Annotated in this window: 9 protein-coding genes and 1 pseudogene; 1 reads left to right on the top strand and 9 read right to left on the bottom strand. The window is 35.2% G+C overall.

The window, feature by feature from the left end; translation table 11 throughout:
* Nucleotides 1–68: 68 nt before the first annotated feature.
* Nucleotides 69–1,796: a sodium/solute symporter gene (locus tag KBP46_RS21060; RefSeq protein ID WP_216444098.1), complete on the bottom strand. Its 1,728-nt coding sequence runs from the start codon at nt 1,794–1,796 to the stop codon at nt 69–71.
* A gap of 244 nt (nt 1,797–2,040) precedes the next feature.
* On the opposite strand from KBP46_RS21060, the gene KBP46_RS21055 reads away from it, so the two are divergent.
* Nucleotides 2,041–3,039, top strand: coding sequence for a GntR family transcriptional regulator (locus KBP46_RS21055; RefSeq protein ID WP_123279389.1), 999 nt, complete (start codon nt 2,041–2,043; stop codon nt 3,037–3,039).
* A 63-nt stretch (nt 3,040–3,102) separates the two neighbouring features.
* Here KBP46_RS21055 and KBP46_RS21050 read toward each other — a convergent pair whose 3' ends face one another.
* From KBP46_RS21050 to KBP46_RS21015, 8 genes and pseudogenes are all read right to left on the bottom strand, one after another.
* Nucleotides 3,103–6,915, bottom strand: coding sequence for a TIM-barrel domain-containing protein (locus KBP46_RS21050; RefSeq protein ID WP_216444097.1), 3,813 nt, complete (start codon nt 6,913–6,915; stop codon nt 3,103–3,105).
* Between the two features lie 109 nt (nt 6,916–7,024).
* The gene (locus KBP46_RS21045) at nt 7,025–8,677 is read right to left on the bottom strand and encodes a RagB/SusD family nutrient uptake outer membrane protein (RefSeq protein ID WP_216444096.1); all 1,653 of its coding nucleotides are present in this window, start codon (nt 8,675–8,677) and stop codon (nt 7,025–7,027) included.
* A gap of 21 nt (nt 8,678–8,698) precedes the next feature.
* Nucleotides 8,699–11,572 carry a TonB-dependent receptor gene (locus KBP46_RS21040; protein ID WP_216444095.1) on the bottom strand — a complete coding sequence of 958 codons (2,874 nt, stop codon included), beginning with the start codon at nt 11,570–11,572 and terminating at the stop codon, nt 8,699–8,701.
* Nucleotides 11,573–12,478: 906 nt separating this feature from the next.
* A pseudogene (gene nagB, locus KBP46_RS21035) lies at nt 12,479–14,405 on the bottom strand (glucosamine-6-phosphate deaminase).
* Between the two features lie 102 nt (nt 14,406–14,507).
* Complete coding sequence (locus KBP46_RS21030; RefSeq protein WP_216444094.1) at nt 14,508–15,425, bottom strand: sugar phosphate nucleotidyltransferase; 918 nt, start codon at nt 15,423–15,425, stop codon at nt 14,508–14,510.
* A 661-nt stretch (nt 15,426–16,086) separates the two neighbouring features.
* Nucleotides 16,087–16,848, bottom strand: coding sequence for a LytTR family DNA-binding domain-containing protein (locus KBP46_RS21025; RefSeq protein ID WP_216444093.1), 762 nt, complete (start codon nt 16,846–16,848; stop codon nt 16,087–16,089).
* Between the two features lie 79 nt (nt 16,849–16,927).
* A complete protein-coding gene (locus KBP46_RS21020; RefSeq protein WP_216444092.1) occupies nt 16,928–18,247 on the bottom strand; it encodes a RagB/SusD family nutrient uptake outer membrane protein in 1,320 nt (439 codons plus the stop codon).
* 12 nt (nt 18,248–18,259) lie between these two features.
* The gene (locus KBP46_RS21015; protein ID WP_216444091.1) at nt 18,260–21,589 is read right to left on the bottom strand and encodes a SusC/RagA family TonB-linked outer membrane protein; all 3,330 of its coding nucleotides are present in this window, start codon (nt 21,587–21,589) and stop codon (nt 18,260–18,262) included.
* Between the last annotated feature and the right edge of the window lie 6 nt (nt 21,590–21,595).

Genomic DNA, 21,595 nt, shown 5'->3' with positions numbered 1-21,595 from the left:
TGAAAAAATATTTAAATATTATGAAACTTGTTAAAATTCTTCAAATGCAAAACTCAAAATTATTCCTGTTACCAAAAACGAACATAAATAGCAGTGAGAATTAATACAATAATGACGATCAGGAATAATGTTCTATTGTCCACATTGAACATATTTTTGTCTGTAACAAAAGCTTTTGGATTTATTTTTGGGCCAAAGACACTTAAGAGTACCATTACCACTACAGTAATGAAAAATGACCAACCCATATTGATCAGGAAAGGAATCTCTGTAATGGATTTTACCATGCCATTTTCCAACTTTTCATAAGTGAATGCTGTATACATCCATGTTTCTTTTCCAAATAGTTCAACTGCAAAACTGTTAAAGAATATAGATAATAAAAAACCGAGCATAACTCCAACTATAGCAGCAGTTCCAGTAGTTCTTTTCCAAAACATTCCTAAAATAAACATAGCAAATACACCCGGACTAATAAAACCGGTATATTTTTGTATAAATGTAAAACCACCTTCACCACCGATTCCCAAAATATCCGTCCATGTAAATACCAAAGCAATAAGCATCGCCACTATAATTGTCAAACGTCCTGTTCTTACCATTTGCGATTCAGATGTATTGGTTTTTAAATATTTTTTATAAATATCTAAAGTAAAAATGGTGGATATACTGTTTACTTTTCCGGCAAGTGATGCTACTATTGCAGCTGTTAAAGCAGCCACTGCAAGACCTTTAAGTCCGGATGGAAGCAGCCCCAGGATTGCAGAATAAGCACTGTCTTTCACCCCATTAAAATTGGACAAATGACCTTTTGTATAAAGTACATAAGCTGCAATACCAGGAAGCACAACAATTAGAGGCATAAAAAGTTTCAAAAATCCTGCAAATAAAATTCCCGTTCTTGCTGTTTTTAGATCTGCTCCTAATGCTCTTTGGGTAATGTATTGGTTACATCCCCAATAATTAAGTTGTACAATCCATTGTCCAGCAAGATACATTGCTAAACCCGGCAAAACTATATATTTCCGTACCGCTAAATTTTCTGACATTGATAAAGTAGTGGCGGTAATTTGTGGTTTATCAAGAATGAGTTTGAAATGTCCCGGAGCTTCTTTCAAAAGGGTATTTAAACCCATTAAAGCATTTCCAACAGCAGCACCATTAATTCTTTGATCCACAACCTGTAATGCCATATAAACTGTAGCAAAGCCACCAATAATAAGAACAGCCACCTGAATAACATCCGTGTAGCCAATGACTTTCATTCCACCCAATCCAATAACCAAAGCCATTAGTAAAAGTGCAACCATAATGATATGCAGATGCCCTCCACCGAGCAATGAATCAATAGCTACAGCTCCTAAATAAAGAATGGAAGTAAGATTAACAATTACATATAAAAATAGCCAAAAAACAGCCATAATAAGAGAAACAGCCTTATTATATCGTGTTTCCAAAAACTGAGGCATTGTATAAATCTTATTTTTGAGGTAAATAGGAATAAACCATACTGCAATAATTATCAGTGCAATGGCAGCCAGCCATTCATAAGCAGCAACAGCTACTCCCGTGAAAAAACCTTCTCCACTCATCCCAATAAATTGTTCTGCTGAAATATTAGATGCAATCAAACTCGCTCCAATTGCCCACCATGTCAATGAGCCCTCTGCAAGGAAATAATCTTTACTTCCTGTAGTTTTTGATTTTTTCCGATTGTATATCCATAGGCCATATACTGTTACAACAAAAAAATACATTAGAAATATAACAAAATCAAGTGTCGATAGTTTTCCCACGCTTAAAAATTTTTATAGTAAGTTTATCATAGATTTCTATACTTTCCAGCACTTTCAAGTACTATAAAGTATTTAATAGTTTAGCACTCTTAATAGATCATTTAGAATAATTCTGAATCTTTCACACTAAAATCACACAAAAGAAAACCTTCTATTATCAAATGTATAAATTTGAAAAGCACAACCATACTTGTTCCTACCGGTTTTTGTATATTTACTACTAGTTTAAAAAATTGGCAATGTTATGAAGCTTATTAAAATAATCCCCGATTCAGTTATTCCTAAATACCAACAGATTATAAATTCCATTGAACAAGCTCTTGCCCAACAACTACTAAAAAAAAATGACAAATTACCTTCCATCAATAAAGTGTGTATGGAATTCGGTATTTCCAGAGACACTGTTCTTTATGCCTACGAGATACTGAAAAAGAAAGGAATAGTAAATGCTATTTTGGGCAAAGGATACTATATAAAAAGTACTGATTGGAATTTTGAAGAGCGCATTTTTTTACTGTTTGATGAACTGAATGCTTTTAAGGAAAATCTTTATTATTCCTTTTTGGAAGAGATACAGCAAAGAGCGAATGTACATGTATTTTTCCATTATTTCAATATTGATGTCTTCAAGAAATTAATAGAAGAAAACAATGGAAGCTACACAAAATATATCATTATGCCCGGGAATATGAATGATACAGCTCCCGTTATTAAGATGCTTCCTAAGAAAGACGTATATATATTGGATCAAACTAATATATTTTTAAGGGAATATTCATCAGTACATCAGAATTTTGCAAAAGATATGCACAATGGGTTATTAAAAGCAAAAACTAAGCTTGAAGCCTATCAAAGATTAATTCTTATTTTTCCCGGGCAAAAAGAGCCTGTAGGTATGGTAAAAGGATTTACCAGTTTTTGTGAGCAGTATAAAATGAAGCATGAGATTATCTGTAATTTTACTGATAGAGAAATCCTGAATGGAGATGTATTTATTATTGTAGATGATAAGCATTTGGTCAACGTCATTAAGCAATCTAAAAAGCAGAGGCTAAAGATCAGAAAGGATTTTGGAATTATCTCCTACAACGAAACGCCTCTTAAAGGTATTGTAGAAAATGGCATTACTACAATTTCTACGGATTTTTGGCAAATGGGAAAGATTTTGGCGGAAATGGTTCTTAATTCCAAAGAAGGAAGAATTGAAAATGCTTCTAATTTAATCATAAGAAATTCTCTATAATTATTTTGAACAAAGGCTCAGATTATAAAATCCGAGCCTTTATTTTAGCTTTAAACTTCGTCATTAAAAGTCAATAGAATTCAGTGTTTTATCCACCAGTAATCCGTTAACAGCTTTTATATTAAATGATCCGTTTCGCTTGGCTTTAAATTTAAGAATGAATAAATCTGTTGTGCCTTCTAAAGGTTGTTTTTGCCCTGTATTAATGAGTGTAGGATATAATACTTTCTCTTTATTGGTATGCAATCGATCATAAGTGAGGTTTTCCATTTGTTTAATATGTAATGGTGTAATACCTATATATTCAAGTTCCTGCTGGTTATATGGAATGGCAAAACTCAGTGCATTTACAGATTGCAGATTATTACCTTTTACCACTACTTCTACAATATCATTCTTAGCATATTGCTGTTTTGAGACAGAGACTGTAATGTTACCTTGCAGTGGTTTCAACTCTTCATCATTTGTCCCTCCATCAATTTTTGTAGCGACGTTAGAAATATCAAATGCATCAATGAAACCGTTCTTATTAATATCACCATTACTGATATATCCCTCAAAGTCAGAATCTCCTTTTCTCAAACCTGTATAATTCATATATGAAGTAAAGTCATTCCTATCAATTTTCTGATCATTATTGATATCACCAGGAAGCAAACTTACAGAACCTGGTACTTTAAAAACGTATAGCTCATTTCCAGAACTAAAGTTTCTGAAGGCATTGCTGACTTCAATTTTAATGAATCGTGTAGTAGGATGTGTGGCAAAATCTAAAGATTTGGTTTTGTTATTTCTATCCCAGATAAAAGAGCCAAGTTCTGTCCAATCTTTTTTATTAGCACTATGTGAAATTTTACCTTTCATCCATATTCCGTTGTAACCGCTGCTCCTAGGGATGTATTCCAATTTACTTATTGTATTCACAGATCCTAAATCTAAAATCATTTCAAAAGGAACCTTGCTCTTTTCATAATCTGAATGCCAGCCTGTACTCACATCCTGATCAAAAAGATTTTCTATCCCTTCTCCTTCCTGACTTGGAATTGTAGCAGTTGCTTTTATCCCTTTAATCGCAAATTCGTAAGGATTTTTATTGGTTTGGGATGAAAAAGAAACCCAAGCAGAAGTATTGGTTTTATTTACAGCTCTTACTTTGAAATCATATTTTGTTTCAGGAGCTAATCCTTCAAACAAGAAAGAACTATCTTTTATATTACTGTATACCATATTATTATATAGTATTTCGTAATAATCAGCATTAGGTATTTTATTCCACGATGGCAGTATTGAATAGGCAGTGTTTGTATTTTCGGAAGTGACTGGTTTTAAAGTTTCTGCCAATGCCCCGGAATTATTTTTCAATTGATTGGAATTGGTAAATTGGTAATCTTTAATGACAAGCTCTACTTTGTTTTTGCTGATATCGGTGATTTCTGATTTTACCCAAAGTTGTGGATTTCTGGTAATTGAAAACTTTGAAAATTCAGAATCTTTTGTAGAGAAATTATTGAATTCCGGTTGACTATTGTAAAAATATACATTTGTCGAACTATTGAATTCATCTAACGTATTTACTGTTTTCAGTTTTATATTTTTTCCTCCAATAGAAAGTTTTACACCGGACGGTTTTTTAGTAACATTAATTCTAAATTCTGTTATTTTTTCTTTTTCAAAACCATTAAAATTACCTTGAGCAGGAGAAATGCTTATTGTCGCAGTATTTTTAACTACATTACTTTCTATAAGAGTGCTTACAGATTCGTTTTTCTTATAATTTTCGGTTACGCCATCATCATCATATTCTGTAAAACTGGATTTTTCTGAGGGATACACTTCATAAATTCTTAATTTTTTATTGATTTGACTAACATTATTATTAGCATTTACCATCGGAATAATAGCACCTGGCTTCACAAATAGAGGAAGCTTCCAAATGGGTGCATCGAAATGATTTAAAATAATTCCTCCTTCATACGTTTGTCCTGTGAAGTAATCAATCCAATTTCCTTTTGGGAGGTAAATATTATTTCTGATATCATTCCCTTCTTTATCCATTTTTGTAGCTTGATATATGGGAGCCACTAAAAAATAGGGACCATACAGATACTGGTACTGAGTAGATTTTCCGAGGGTATAATCATTAGCCTGTTGTAAAAACATTGCTCTGATGATTGGCAATCCATCTACAGCTTCCTTAGCCACACTATAAGTATAAGGAAGTAAGCTCGACTTTAATTTTAAATAATTTCTGTTGATAGAAGTAACTGGTTCACCCAAGGCGTGAGGATACTTTTCATTGGCTCCCCAGCCATCCATATTAAGCTGCATGGGAGTGAAGGTTTTCCATTGGAAATCTCTGGTATTGATAACCGGATTTTGCCCACCAAAAATACCATCCATATCCGAAGTAATATTAGGCTGGCCAGACAAGCCTGAACCTATGTACGTAGGAATATGAAATCTGATGTATTCCCACTCTCCGCCAGTTTGGTCGCCAGTCCAGATACCTGCATATCGTTGTGAACCCGCCCATCCGTCCAGCGAAATAATAAAAGGGCGACTTCCATTACCATAGCGCGGCATTATTTGAGCTACATCTGAAATACCATTCAGCCCGAATGAGTAGCCAGGACCTACCCAGGCGACATCCGTTTTTAAAACTCTTACGCCTGCATCCCCCACTTCTTTTATAATATCTCTCTGCAAAAGAGCAGCTACTCCTTCTTTTGGATGCAAATCTGACTGTGTCCACAATCCTATTTCTACGCCATTTTTTCTGGCATATGCTCCAAATGATTTTAAATTGGCGACGTTGCCTTCCAAAGTTTCTGTTTGTCCATATCCAGCTCCATACCCATCATTGGGCAATATCCATCCTAATGGCATATCTGCATTTTTATAACGGTCTATAACTGCTCTGGCTGAAAACTGATAATTGTTTTTTTCACCATTTAACGATTCTTTAACTCCTCCATTGTCTTTTTGGCTCTCTTTATATCTTTTTCTGTCTTCAAATGGTATTCCTTTATCGTCTTCCTTCCAATAATCTCTGTTGTAGGCATTAAGATGTCCTTCATAAAAACCGAACTTAGGCAAAAGTACAGGGTTTCCTGTAAGCTGGTAAAAATCATTCAACAAAGATTTAGGCTGATCATCTACCATAAAGAAAACGTCCAGATAATTAGTCTCATGAGCCAGTTTCACTTCATTTTTATTTTGTTTACCAAAATCATAATATCCTTTTTTGAAGGTATGCCACATAAAACCATATCCATTTGTGGACCAGTAATAAGGATTGGGAGATGCTACGCCACCGTCAGTCCAGTTATTTTGATTTACAATAAAAATAGTATTTCCTTTATGGGAGAATCTCCCATTCTGCACACCGCCTCCATAGAAATATTCATCTTTTCCCTGAGATAAAGTCAGTACTACTTCTTTAGAGTTAAATTCAATAGGAGCTATAAAAGAAAAGATCTCTTTGTGAAGGTTCAAGTCAAATACTTTAAATAGAGAAGTAGCCTTTTCAATTTCTATTTTAATTTTATTGGTGGAGACAGAAACAGTCTGTGATAGATTATTAATAGCAATTCCTTTTATTTTTTTTCTGGGCTGATCTGCCAAAATCTGAGCAGGAGGCACCGCTTCCGGATTTCTTATTTCTCCACCTTTGGGATCTAAAAATAATCTGAAAATATTTTCTCCATAAAAATCTATTACCATTTTTTTGTTGCCGGAAAGCAAAACTTCTACAGAAGTTTCTCCTTTCTTAGAAACATTCTCAATATTTTGAGCCTTGGTTTTTCCAATGGAGAAGAAAAGAAAAGAACTCAGGAGTAAAATCTTTTGAATTTTTGGATTTAAAACTGTATTCATGTATGTTGACTTTATCTATTAATTTACATTTTATACTACCCTAAGAAAATATGATAAATATTTCAGATAAAATAACTATAATCTTTTGTAATATTAAAACTTTCAAAAATCAGTACCCTTTTGCTGCCTGGGCTTCTTTTAATTTTGGATTTAAATCCACTGCAGTCTGAGGATAAGGGAATCTGTAAAATTTATCATTCCAGACTCTTGTTGCAACCTGTGTATTTGTGATATCGTAGACTGTTTTCATTACATTGGGAGCAATTTTCCATCTCCTGATATCATAGAATCTTTGTCCTTCATTAGCGAGCTCTATTCTTCTTTCATTTCTAATAATATTCCTCAAGGTCTCCTTTGTCTGAGTTCTGCTAACTCCTGTCATGCCTACTCTACTTCTGATTTTATCTAATGCATCATAAATGGAGGCATCTGGCCCATAAAATTCATTTTTTGCTTCAGCATAAGTAAGCAATACCTCTGCATAGCGAATCAGCATAAAATTATTACTTGCATTCAAGTTTTCATCTAATGAGTTATAGTCTGCCATTTTTTTATAGTTATAACCAATTTTTGATGTATTGTTTCCTCCTTTACCCCATGTGAACAGATGGTTCGTTCCAAAGCCTTTTAGATAGGACCAAGGACCATTTGGGTGCATAATACTTGCATATAAACGGGTGTCTCTGTTTTTGAATTCGTCCAGGTAGGAGCCATTTGGATTTCCATTGTTATAGTTTAATGCTCTTGTATCATTAGAAGGAGGTGTAAATGCTGTTCCATCTTTTTTCCAATATGCATTCACTAAATCAATTGTTGGGGTGATAGAGCTCCATCCACTCTCTTCATTGGGCAGTAGAAGAAGGGTCATGTAGTTGCTATATGTTCCTTTTGAATCTGGTACATATTGAGCTTCTAAAATTGATTCTATACTGCCTTCATTTTTAGCCCAGAATAATGCCTGATAATTACTTAAACCTTTGTAAAAATTATCTTTATCCGTAGTAGAAGTAAAAGTAACAAAGCTATCGTAGTCTGTACTTGTGTCTACTGAAGATGTATTGAAAAGCCCGTAAATTCCGGAATTCATTACCAGTTGAGCAGCTTCATAGGCTTCTTTATATTTTCCTGTGTATAAATAGACCCTTGCCTTAAATGCTAATACGGCTCCTTTTGTTATTCTACCCTTATCTTGACTGGAGGTATAGATAGCTGGTAAATCATTTTCAATAGCATTTAATTCACTGGTTACAAAATCATCAATTTCAGCTTCAGAAACAGGTGTAAGAGAGGCGCCATCTAATTCGCCTGATTTCTGCACTAATGGAAGTGCTCCGAAGCGCTGAGATAAATCAAAATAATTAAAAGCTTTTATAAATCTTGCTTCTGCAATATATCTTTTAGCAAGATCTTTGTCCATTGGGATTTTATCAATATTTTCTAAAAATGTATTTACTCTTCTGATTGTTGTAAAATCATACCCGAAATCTGTAGAAGGGAGTATGTCTCCTGCAGAAGCATCTACTGCAGTTGTTTCCCAAGGATATTGAGCATATGAGTTATCGGTATAACTATCATTATACAAACTGCTATAAGCCGCGGAAGACATGTATGCATAAATACCGTTGAGTGCCATGGTAGCATCTTTTTCAGTTTTCCAAAAGGTTTCTTGTGATATTTTGTCTTCCGGAAACCTATCCAAATTACAAGAACCAGTAGCTATAGTCAGAGTAATTGATAGCAGTATAATTTTTATTTTTTTCATTTTTATTTTTTTCATTTTAAGTTAAAAGGTTGCATTGATACCAAACGATACGGTTTTTAAATTCGGATATGTGGCACGAGCACTAGCCATTTCAGGATCAAAATCTTTCACCCTTTTGTCTCCTCTCAGCGTAAAGTAATTTTCTAAGTTTGCATATATTCTGAATTTTTTCAATCCTATGCGGCTAACTACTTCCTGAGGAAGGGAATATCCTAAAGTAACAGACTTGATTCTGAAGTAACTTGCATCAAAAAGCCAAAAATCTGAAGTGACACCTATATTCTGAGTTCCACCCCCAGCCGGCAATACTCTATGGTACAAAGCATTAGGATCTGGATTTTCAGGAGTCCATCTGTTATCTAAAACATATTGCTTTACCCCTGCACCATTGAAAAATGCCTGAGAGGATTCTTTATCCAGATATACCTGAACATTCGCTACCCCTTGCCCTACTACGCTGAGATCAAAATTTTTATATCTGCCTCCTATACTTAAACCATACGTGAAACTGGGAACATCATTTCCTATTACCGTTCTATCATTTTCATTAACAACTCCATCTCCATTGATATCTACATACTTGATATCGCCAGGCTGAGAGGAACTGTATAATCTGGGATAATTATTATTAATATCTTCCTGGGTTAAGAGACCTGCAGTTTTATATCCGTAGAAATCACCAATTGAGCCTCCTACTTGTGTTATCCAATAATCATTGTATAGAGGTTTGCTATTGACAAGTGAGAGAATATTATTCTGATTTTTAGCAAAATTAGCATTGATGTAAAAGTCCCCATTTTCAAAATTTTTATTGTAACCCAAAGTAACTTCTATCCCTTTATTCTGGACGTCACCCGCATTAATTGGAGGCGCTTCGTTTCCTGCTACACCTGTCTCATATTGTAACTGATTGCTCATTAATGCGCCTTTTGTAAGACGGTTATAAAAATCTACTGAGAAAGTGAAAGTATTGCTGAATAAAGATCCATCCAGACCTATATTTTTGGTAACAATTTTTTCCCAACCTATATCAGAAAAACCAAGTCTACCTGGTACCACTATCCCTACTATAGCATTTCCCAGAACTGAAGAACCATTGTTCATATAGGTCTGGCTGTCATAATAGCCAATAGTATTGATAGATCCGGCGCTGCCATAAGAACCTCTCAATTTCAGGATATTAATAAAATTCAGGTTTTTAATAAAATTTTCTTTATCTAACCTCCAGGAAGCCATAACTGCCGGAAAATAGCCCCATCTGTTTTCTTTAGCAAAACGTGAAGATGCATCTGCCCTTATAATACCCTCTAAAAAATATTTTTCCTGATAATTATAATTGATACGGGCGAAAGCAGACTGGAAAGCATATTGCTGAGTATTAGATTTCAATTCATCTAAGGTTCCATCAAGGGTACTAAGAGCACTTAAAGAATGTAATCCATCTTTTGGTATATTGGATTTTTTACCTTCTATTTTTCTATAGGTATAATCCTCATAAGAAGCCCCTCCCAACACTTTAAAATAATGTGATGATATATTTTTTTCATAACTTACCAGGACCTGAGTATTGAGTAATTCATCAGATTCCCATTTTTCTTTATAGTTATTAACTGCTCTCGCAGTTGCACTAATAGGAGCTTGAGTTAAAAAATTGTATACAGGGTTTAGTGTATTTGTAAATTCCCCTAAACGATAGTTCCAGTTTGAGTAACTGACTTGGGCATCTATATTTAATCCCTTTAGAGGAACATAGTTTGCAGATAATGCCCCCATAAATTTTTGATCATTTGACTTAGAATCTCCGCCTTCTATGTTATTTCTCACGGGGTTGGTATTTGCAAATGTATTATCGACTTTACCAGCATTGATAGATCCCCACCATCCATTGGACTGTCTTACTGCCATAGTAGGAGTTATTCTTGCCAATTCTGTAGTATTAATATCATCTCCCTTATCATTGATCATTTGTTTGATAAATGATATATTAGAGTTTACTGTAAGTTTATCACTTAATTTAGACGAGGTGTTTGTTCTGAAAGAATATCTATCCATTCCTTTTGTAGGAGATAGAGACTCCTGTTTCAAATATCCTAAGCTTGCAAAATAACGAGTTTTATCTCCACCCGATACATTAATCTCATTATTAAGCACATTGGCCATTTTTCTGTAAGTTTCTTTATACCAATCTGTGTTAGGGTATCTGTCTGGATCTGTACCTGCAGCAGTAAGATCTATTTGCTCTTGCTTGTACTGAGAAAAATGACCAACATTATTATTAGCATTGTAATAGGCTTCATTTTTTAGTTTCATATATCCAACAGCATCTGCATATTTAGGTAAATAAGTGGGAGTCTGGTAGGCATTATACATATTATAACTTATATTCATCTTACCTCCACCCCCTTTTTTGGTCTCGACAAGAACTACCCCGTAGCCAGCTCTTGTACCATAGATAGCTGCTGAAGCATCTTTTAATATGCTTATATTTTCTACATCAGCGGGACTTAGTCTGGAAAAGTCTGCAGCACTTGAGAGAATTCCATCTATTATATAAAGTGGGGAATTACCAGCAACACTCCTTCCCCTTACATTTAAGTTTGGAACAGAACCTACATCTCCTAAAGAAGATTTAATTGTAACTCCGGGTAAAGCACCTTGTATACTGGCTGTTAAACTTGTTGTTGGGCGATCCTGTAGTATCCTTTTGTCAACAGAAGCTATAGATCCGGAAACAGTTCCTTTTTTCTGTTTTCCGTATCCTACTAAAACAATTTCTTCCACATTTTTTACTTTCTTCATGAGGGTGTCCGAAGGTTTGTTTTTAGTTTCCTGTGCATACACAAATGGTATAGAGGACATTAGAACTGCACTCAAAATAATCTTTTTTTTCTTCATGCTTTTATTAATTTTATTTATTGGATATTATTTTACCTAAGAGTAGTTGCTTTCTTACTAATCTCTTTTTCTTATTTTTTCCTTTGCCTGAGAGGGAACTGGCTATTACTAAAACATTAACTATTTGTTAATCAAATGTATATTTTTACTTCACACCTGCATACTGGTAACCACCAGTTTTTATCCCTTTACCACCAGTTTGAAAAAGATTAGAATATGCCTTATTAAAATGCCTACTGTAAATTGATGATGGTTGACAGACTTAATTCTTACTTTTAATAAGACGATAACATTTAATATATCAGCGCTTTAACTTTATTCCAATGGATCAACAATTAAATATTAAGGTTAGTTTTTTAAAGGTTAAAAAAATCTTCAGTAAGCAAGTTTAGAGTTCATTTTCAAAATGTTTCAGGTAACCTTTTTACCGTTCCATAGCAACATTTTTCACGCAAAAAGTATGTTTTACCCGCTTCTGTTTTGTGTTTTTTTAATAATGAATAATAAGCCAAAAAATATTGAAAGATACCTTCAACATCTTTGGCTTTACAACTTTTTTTGCATTGAAAGAAAAAGAATTGTGAATAAGTTTAGAAAGGCTTCCCAAACCATCATTAATTAATTCAAAAAGATGTACAAAAAGATGTACAATAAGGTGTACCTAAATTAGATTAATAAGATTTTGCATTAGTGAAGAATTACTTCTTATCAAAGCATGGAATAAAGTGCAAAGAATTTCGAGTACAACTACCCAAATACTTTGCAAAATCTTTAAAATTTCTGCAATATATTCTTAAAATATAGGCATAATGCCCTTTAATTAACCTTTAAAATTTGTTCTACATCATTTACGGCCTTTACCAGAGCTTGTATTTTTGTTTACCCTGTTTATTGAATTTTAATTTTTTAGAATCTCCACCTTACAAAAGCTTCCATGGCAGCATAAGTAGCAAGCCCCATTTTATGATAGGTTTCAGCTGTTTCTCTGTTTCTTTCTTCTGCTCTTTGCCAGAATTCTCTCATATCCGTTCCCTGGAATACGACTCCATCTTTTTGAGATTGATGCTTGAAAATTCCATAGCGTTTCTCCAAAATCTGGTCCGGGCTTAGGGGAACTGCCATTTCTATTTCTTCTATAGACCATTCTTTCCATGCTCCTCTGTATAGCCATAGCCAACAATCTTTCATGTATTCCTTCGATTTTAAATTCTTAACAGATTCAAAAACAGCATCTAAACATACTTTGTGTGTTCCATGAGGATCTGCTAAGTCACCAGCTGCGTATATCTGATGTGGTTTTACTTTGTCTATTATATCTGTTACAATTTTTGTATCTTCTGTACTTAATGGTTTTTTTTCTATTCTGCCTGTCTCATAGAAAGGCATTTCTAAAAAATGAATCTGACTGTCTGGTATTCCCACATAATAGCAAGTGGATTTTGCTTCTCCTTTCCTTATTAAGCCCTTGATATGCCTTACCTCAGGAATGTCTATATCACTATTTTTTTATTTTGTAAAAATTTGGTTGCTTTGTCAAAAATCTTTTGTGCCGCATTATTTTCTATACCAAACATTTCGTTGTAGTCACAAACAAAATTGGCAAACCGCAATGCTTCAGAATCTGCTACGGCTATATTTCCGGAAGTTTGATAAGCAACGTGAACCTCATGCCCCTGCTGGTGTAGCCTTATGAAAGTTCCGCCCATACTAATAATATCATCATCCGGATGCGGACTGAATATAAGAACTCTTTTCTTGGCCGGAGTTTTCCTTTCTGGTCTATTACTATCATCTGCTCCTGGTTTACCTCCCGGCCATCCCGTTATGGTGTGTTGTAATTTATTGAAAATTTGAATATTGATATTGTAGGCTGGCCCTTTATCTGCCAACAGATCGCTCATTCCGTTTTCTATATAATCCGAATCGGTAAGCATCAATATTGGTTTTTTTATTTTTTGGGCTAACCCCAAAACTGCTTTTCGGATTAATGCATCAGTCCATTCTATTTTTTCTACCAGCCATGGAGTATTAATTCGGGTAAGCTTATGAGCAGCTGCCTGATCTAACACAAAAGTGGCATTTTTGTGTTCCTGCAGATAAGAGGCTGGTACTAGATTGGTAACAGGGCCTTCTACAGACTCTTTTATAATATTTGATTTAGATTCCCCCACGCCAGGAGTATTACTCTTTTCGCTTCCATTATTTTCTTCACTCCCAATGTAATAGCTGTTCTGGGAGTATTCGACAGTCCTAAAAACTCATTGCTTGCTGCTACTCTTGTGATATGATCTAAAGCTACAAGACGGGTTTTGGAATTTTGCAGGGAACCCGATTCATTAAATCCGATATGACCATTACCACCAATACCCAGAACCTGCAAATCTATCCCGCCTAAGGCTTCTATTTTAAGTTCGTATTCTGTACAATAATCTGCTATTTCTTCTTTGGATAATGTTCCGTCAGGAATGTGATAATTTTCAGAAAGAATATCTACTTTATCAAACAATAACTCTTTCATAAAACGAACATAACTATGTACGGAATCTGGTTCCATAGGATAATATTCGTCAAGGTTGAAAGTAATTACGTTTTTGAAGCTCAGACCTTCTTCTCTGTGCATTCGTACCAATTCTGCGTATAAGCTCTTGGGAGAAGACCCTGTAGCCAGCCCTAAAATACAAGGTTGTTTCTGGGACTGCTTGACGCGTATAAGATCAGAAATTTCTTTTGCTACAGATTTTGAAGCTGAAAGCGAATCCGTGAAAATAACTGTTTCTATCTTTTCAAATCTTTTTTCGAATCCTGTAGAGGAATCTATTGTGCTTTTTAACATATTAATTTGGTTTTTGGGAAGTGCTAAATTAAATTTATACCTAATTGTTGAAACCTGTGAGAATCTGCTGTTGAATGCTTACATTAAAATTGTAATGCCAGCTTATTCCCATAAATTCTCAGGATACAGCTTCTTCATTCTTAGTTCTGAAATCCTTTTTTGTACAATTTCTTTATCTTCAGAATAGGTAACTCCAAACCACCTGTCATTAGATTTCAGTAATTTTACGTTAACTTTTCCGGATGCTATACTGTCGGCAACCAAAGTGGGTAAATAGTATTCTGCTTTCAAATTCCCTTTGTTTTTCTCTAAAAAACGCTTAAAAGAATCATTGCCAAATTCAAAACACCTGGGTGTGAAACCCCAAAAATTCATAGATACTGTTACCTCCTCTTCAATTGTTGTAAAACTCTCATCTTCTTCTTTGTACCTTAGCCCGTTTTCACTTTTCTCTATATATGTTCTTTCTGTTACATTTAATAAGTTTCCATTACAATCTACCTCACATACACCCCGGGAAACATAGCCATGGTCCGAAACCGTATTCTTCAGTAAATAGCCTATCATACTAAAATGATAAGAGTTGATATCTGTTTTTTTTAGAAAATCATACATCACCATAAAGGCATCTCTCCCATAAAAATCATCAGCATTAATAATGGCGAAGTTTTCGTGTACCACATCTTTGGTAAGCAGTAAGGCATGTCCTGTTCCCCAGGGTTTGGTACGTTCTGCATTTAGATATTCCTGAGGGACACGATCAATCTCCTGATACACGTACTCTATTTCGGCTTTTCCTTTTATTTTTTTTTCTATTAATGACTTAAACTCATTTTCAAAACTTTCACGAATAATGAAAACAAACTTCTTAAAACCAGCCTGCAATGCATCATATAAAGAAAAATCTATAATGGTATCTCCCTGTGGAGTAAATATATCTAACTGTTTAAGACCTCCATATCTGCTGCCCATTCCGGCTGCTAAAATGATAAGTGTAGGATGGTGGTGATTTGTATTCATTTTCTTTAATAAATTTTGGATAAGTATCTTGAAAATTATAATCTACATTCGGGGATTTTCTAAGCAAACTTTAAGTTTCATACAAAAATTACTACAAATTCATAAGATGAAACCTTATACAAAACTTATATATTTTCAATAAAAAACAAAAAGAACAGGTACTACAAAGATACACTACAACAATATACAATTGATTTACAATCACTTAATATTATGAAAATAAATAAGTATGATGATAACAATGAATTTGTTCCAATTCTTTATGACTAGAAAATCACAGAATTTTGTAAAATAATAAGATGTGATAAGGTTTAATTTAAAGTTATGGGTTGTTCACAGTGGGTGAAATTTTAAAAACAAGAGCGGAAGCTGCAAATAAAAATTTTACTACAAAATCATTATTAATTCATTAATAAGTGTATTATATTCAATTAATACATGTTATACAAATTACTGAATAACAACATATTGAAAACAAAAACAAATCATGTAGTATCGGTGTAGTAGATTTTTTTATTATTTTGGTTAATAATTTTCACATTTGAAAATGATTGCTCAGAAAAAGATTAAATGATGAAAAAAGAATCTTTCGAGGAATTTTTGGCTTCAAGATAAAATCTTTAATAAAATGATAGATTATTTCTGTAACTGAAAAATAAAATTACTTATTCAACCAGCTTAAACATTCAGCGATTTGCATTTTACTGATAAAAATTTCAGTATTCACTTCCGGTTCCGGTGAAAGTCTAAGCTCTACTTTCTGGCTGGAATGCTTGATAATTTCGGAAACCGCATCTTTATTAATGATAAATTTCCTGTTGATCTTAAAGAAAATTTCAGGGTTCAGCTTCTGAATAATATCTTTAATGGTATCATCATAAATATAGGTCTGATGGTCTTTAGTAGTCAGGAAAAGGTACTTCCCGGAGGCAAAAAAGTAGGCAGTGTTATGCTCGTCTATTGATTTGAGTTTATTTCCTTCTCTTACCATGAAACGTTTCATCACCTCATCTTCTGCCTGTCGTAGTGAGGACATAGATTTAAGAACCGGTTCAGGATCAAAATTATTTCTTATGGAAATAAATTTCTGTAAAGCTTTATGCAAATCTTCTTCCTCGAAAGGCTTCAGAAGGTAATCAATGGTGAAATGCCTGAAAACCCTCATGGCATATTCGTCAAATGCGGTAATGAAAATAATTGGGCTAAAAAGCTCTATCTGTTCAAAAATTTCAAGGCTCATTCCATCTCCAAGATGAATATCCATAAAAATAAGATCAGCAGAATCTTTCTCAAAGAACTCAATTGCCTGTTTTTTGGAACGAAGAATAACCGTCTCTGTAACAGGGACTATGCTCTGTGTATCCAAAAGATTTTTCAGATAATTCACAGCCAGCAGTTCATCTTCTATAATGGCAATTTTCATAACGATGCAAAAGTACAAAAAAACCGCTGAAACAATTAAGTTCAAGCGGTTTCCTCTGTATTGAATTTGATATGAAGTTCTATAAATTAGGGTTATTCTTCTTCGCACTCATTGGATATTCAATGGTATATCGCGGATCATTCTGCTGAAGAATATACTCGTTACCACTAATGGTGTGGCTTATTTTTTTCTGATTTGCTCTTCTTAAGTCGAACCATCTTTGGCCTTCCAGAGCAAATTCTCTGAATCTCTCATCCAGGATAAAGTTCATAAATGCTGTAGAATCCATTGAGTTCACCGCATTTTGTACTGAAGTATATCCATCCGGAGTATATCTGTTTTTCATTACTTTCAGAAGTGTTTCTTTAGCCTCTGCAAGCTTGTTCAATTTTAACAATGCTTCAGATTTTATAAAATACTGCTCTGCTGTTCTGAAAGACACTTTGAATTCTAAACTTCCTCCTTTGGTGACTTTATACTTACTACCATTTTTTTCAAAATACATGCCAAACCTTTTATCTGCCGTAGTATTGTATGAAGAAATCAATTCCGGAGATGCAAAAGACAAGTTTTTTATAGAATTATCCCATGTATTATCCAAAGCCATGATCGATTCCGGGGAAGCATAATGGTTAGGTGGTGTGTTTACCGTATTTAAATTGCTCAGATCTCCTTTTACTGCCAATACCTGATCTACATAGTTTAAAGCCTTATTCCAGTCTCTTTCATATAGGGCTGCCCTTGCTTCAAAAGCCAGCAATGCAACTTTTGAAAATCTGTAGTTCAACCCTGTTGCTTGTTTCTGTTCTACCATCAGATCTTCTGCTTTTTTAAGATCTGCATGAACCTGATTGTACACCTCCTGTACTGAAGATGGTTTTAATACCTGCTCAAGATCGATTTCAAGACTGATCGGAACACCTCTGTCGGTAGAAGCTGTAGCACTATTGTACGGTTTTCCATATAAATTCACCATATCAAAATACAGGTAAGCACGAAGAGCATACGCCTCTGCTAAAATCTGATTCTTTTCAGGAGAATCCTGCATGGTTTTACTTCCTTCATTGATAATCTGATTCAGATAAAAGTTCACGGAATAAAAGCTTACCCATGGAAATTCTGTAGATGCCTGATCATTATTAGCGTCTTTCCACATCGCAATTTCACGATAGGAAATAAAATCCGTTGAATTATCATCAATATTCACCTCATCGGTACGAAGGGCTACCAGAGATTTATGAACAGGATATTTTGAATAGGCAGATGTAAGTACTTTTCTGTAATCTTCAACTGTGGTAGGAATAACTTTTCCCTCAGGCTGAATATCCAGAAACCTGTCACATCCGATATTGATAAAGCTGATTGCTGCAAGAGCTATGATTGCTGTAATTTTTCTCATTTTTCTCAAGTTTTAAAAAGAAACATTAAATCCTACGGTCACCGACTTGGTGATAGGCTGTGCATAAATATTACCATACGTTTCCGGATCGAAATATCCTTTGTATCCGTTGCTGAATACAAACAGGTTACGCCCTTCAACACTCAGTCTCAAACTTGTGATCCCCATCGGATTTGTAAATTCTTTAGGAAGTGTATACCCTAAACGGATGCTGCTGATTCTGATATAGCTGATCTCTTTTGCCCATACATCCAGTAAGCTGTAGGCATTGGAACGGTTTCCTGTAAACCATTTATTGGCCATCCATCCGTCCGGATTAGCTTCCATATCAGGACTTGTAATTCCCGGAAGCGAACCTCCAGCTTCATAAATATCTCTTGTGTAGTTTCTTCCTCTGTCTAACTCCATACCCCGGTAAGAAGGCGTTCTCATTACTGTCTGCTTCAGGTTGAATGTTGCAGAGATGGTAAGGTCAAAATTACTTACTTTAAAGGTGTTGATAATCCCTCCGGTAAATTTCGGATCTCTGTCTCCTACATAAGTAAACAGGCTTCTCAGCTCAGCATTTGAAAGTTTGGTATCAACAAGCTGCCCTGGCAGGAAATCTGCATACACATCATATAACTTAAAGAATTCTGCTGCTGAAATCTTCTGATCTCCTTTCCAGAATAATGGGTTTCCCTGTTCATCCATTCCTGCAGTTTTCAAAGCAAAGACAGCATTTACCGGAAGTCCTTCTCTTGATGGAAGCAATGCATTATCACGCGGCTGCTCACTCAATACTCTGCTCTTGTTGTGTGCAAAGTTAATGGTAGTCGTCCATTTGAAATTATCATGATTGATATTTCTGGTAGATATCGCCAGTTCAAAACCTTTGTTTGTGAGGCTTCCCCAGTTCATCATCGTATATTCGAATCCTGTTTCCAAAGGAGTTTCTTTCATACTGATCATATCCGTACCTTTTCTGCTGTAGACATCAGCGGTAAGGCTTACACGATTATTGAACAATCCCAAATCAAGACCTAAGTTGGTATTGGTTGTTTTTTCCCATCTCAGTTTATCGTTCGGAGGGCTGAGAACATTGATAATGGATTCTTTTCCTCCAGGAAGAATGGTGGCATCATTATATTCACCGATAAAGAATGGTGAGGTGTTTCTGTCGATATTTCCCTGAAGACCGTAAGATGCTCTCAATCTAAGGTTAGATACAGCAGAAATATTTTTCATAAAGTCTTCCTTCGTTACCAGCCATGATCCTGAAACGGCCCATATCGGAAGGTATTTATACTTTTTGTTAACTCCAAACAAGTTAGTACCGTCATATCTCACACTTCCAAAGAATGTATATTTCTGATCATACGTATAAGAAGCTGTAGCAAACATAGATGCATAGGCATTCTCTATAGGAGCTGCTTCACGGTAGGTTTCATATCTTTTATCAGCTGCAAAACTTGAATTCGGGAAAACGATTGCTGTGGCTCTTCTTGTCGCAGGATCGTACCCGAAAGCTCTCGTGATGGTTGTATTATCCTCTGTTTTACGGATTTCTGTTCCTGCCATCAAATCAATTTCATGCTTATTGATCTTCGTGCTATATGTCGCCTGTAATTTCCAGTTGTACTGGAAGAAATCATTATCCCAGTTTTGTTTTACCGCACCAGCCGGCAGAAAGTAATTGTATTTACCGTCTTTGTAGTAACGGGTATTTTCTTTCATTTTTCTGGTAAAATAGGTATTCTCCGCTGCAAATTTCTCTGTTTTATTAGCATCATACTGAAGTCCCAACTGAGAAGTAAATCTTAAACTTTTTGAAGCTTTATATTCTAAATCTAAAATTGCTTTCAAAGAGTTATTTTTCAGTGAATAGTTGGTATTCTCTCTTTCTTCAAGGAAGTTGAAAGGAATATAACGATCTTCAAAACCATCCATATCTCTATCATAATTGTAGCTTCCATCCGCATTGAATGGCTTCATGTAAGGATTGGCATTTCTTGAATAATTCACGGGGTTGATTGAAGCATCAGCATCTGTTACAAAAGATGTACGTTCGCTCTGCGTTCCGAAAATAGAGATTCCTGCATTTAACTTATCGCTTAGTTTATAATTGTTTTTTAAAGTAAGGTTATAACGCTTAAAACCTGTACCGATAGTTGTTCCTTCTTCATCATAATATCCCAGGGAGAAATAGTAATCTGCGCGATCACTTCCTCCTGAAACACTTAATCCGTATTGTTTGTTGATGGCATTTCTGTATAACAGTTTGCCCCAGTCTGTATTGTTATTTCTTAAACCGTTAATTTGTTGGCGTGTGAATGAGTTCAAAGCATCAAACCCTCCGTTTCTGAAAGCATCAAGCTGGTTATTCTGAGTCAGGATTCTCATTACTTCTCCTTTATCGGCACGGTACGTAAGATCTGCGCGCTTGGCAAGCATCAGTTCGAGGTCTACTTTTTCGGAAGCATTTAAAAGATTTAATTTATCAAAATCAGGACGAGAGGTAACGAAAGTGTCTGCTGAGAAGTTCAGTTTCAGACTTCCTTTCTTTCCTTTTTTGGTGGTGATAGAGATAACTCCGTTGGCTGCTCTTGCTCCATAAATAGCTGTTGCCGCTGCATCTTTAAGGATGGTAATATCTTCAATATCGTTAGGGTTTAAGCCTGCGATAGAGAAGTTCTGGAGCTGATCAATATTGTCTTTATCCGTAAAATTCGGAACATCATTTCCTTCTAACGGAAGACCGTCAATGACCCATAGCGGATCCTGGGGACCGGAAAGGGAAGCTGTCCCTCTGATTCTGATCTTCGCCGGACTTCCCGGAGCTCCCGTTTCAGGAGTTACTGCCACACCGGCAATCTGCCCTGCCAGCATCTGGTCTACACTGGCAACACCAGCCTGGCTGATGTTGTCCATTTTCACGGTAGAAACCGCTGAGGTCTGCTTACGCTTTTCAATTTTCTGATACCCTGTGATAATAACTTCCTGGATTTTATTTTTATCCGAAATCTCAGAAGTCAGTCTGATGGTATAGTTGGTCTGTCCTTCATTCAGCTGAATGACTCTGGACTCATAACCCGGATAACTTACCAATACCGTTTTTGTATCAGCAGGGATTTCCAATATAAATTTTCCGTCTTTATCGGTTACTGTACCCACTGATACACTTTCGATAATTCCTTCCAACTCTGTTTTTGTAGAGACCGATTGGGTCTCGATTTTTATAGATGCACCGGTGATAACCTGAGACGTATTTCCGTCTTCTATTTTCCCGGTGATGGTTTTCTTTTGCTGGGCCATTGCTATATTAGCAGCCAAAAGAGGTAAAAGTATTAGAGTTTTTTTCATTGCCGT

The sequence above is a fragment of the Chryseobacterium sp. PCH239 genome (genome assembly GCF_018924625.1).
Taxonomy (GTDB): Bacteria; Bacteroidota; Bacteroidia; order Flavobacteriales; family Weeksellaceae; genus Chryseobacterium; species Chryseobacterium cucumeris.
The sequence above is the reverse complement of the archived record's forward strand: the minus strand, read 5'-3'. Positions and strand labels throughout refer to the sequence as shown.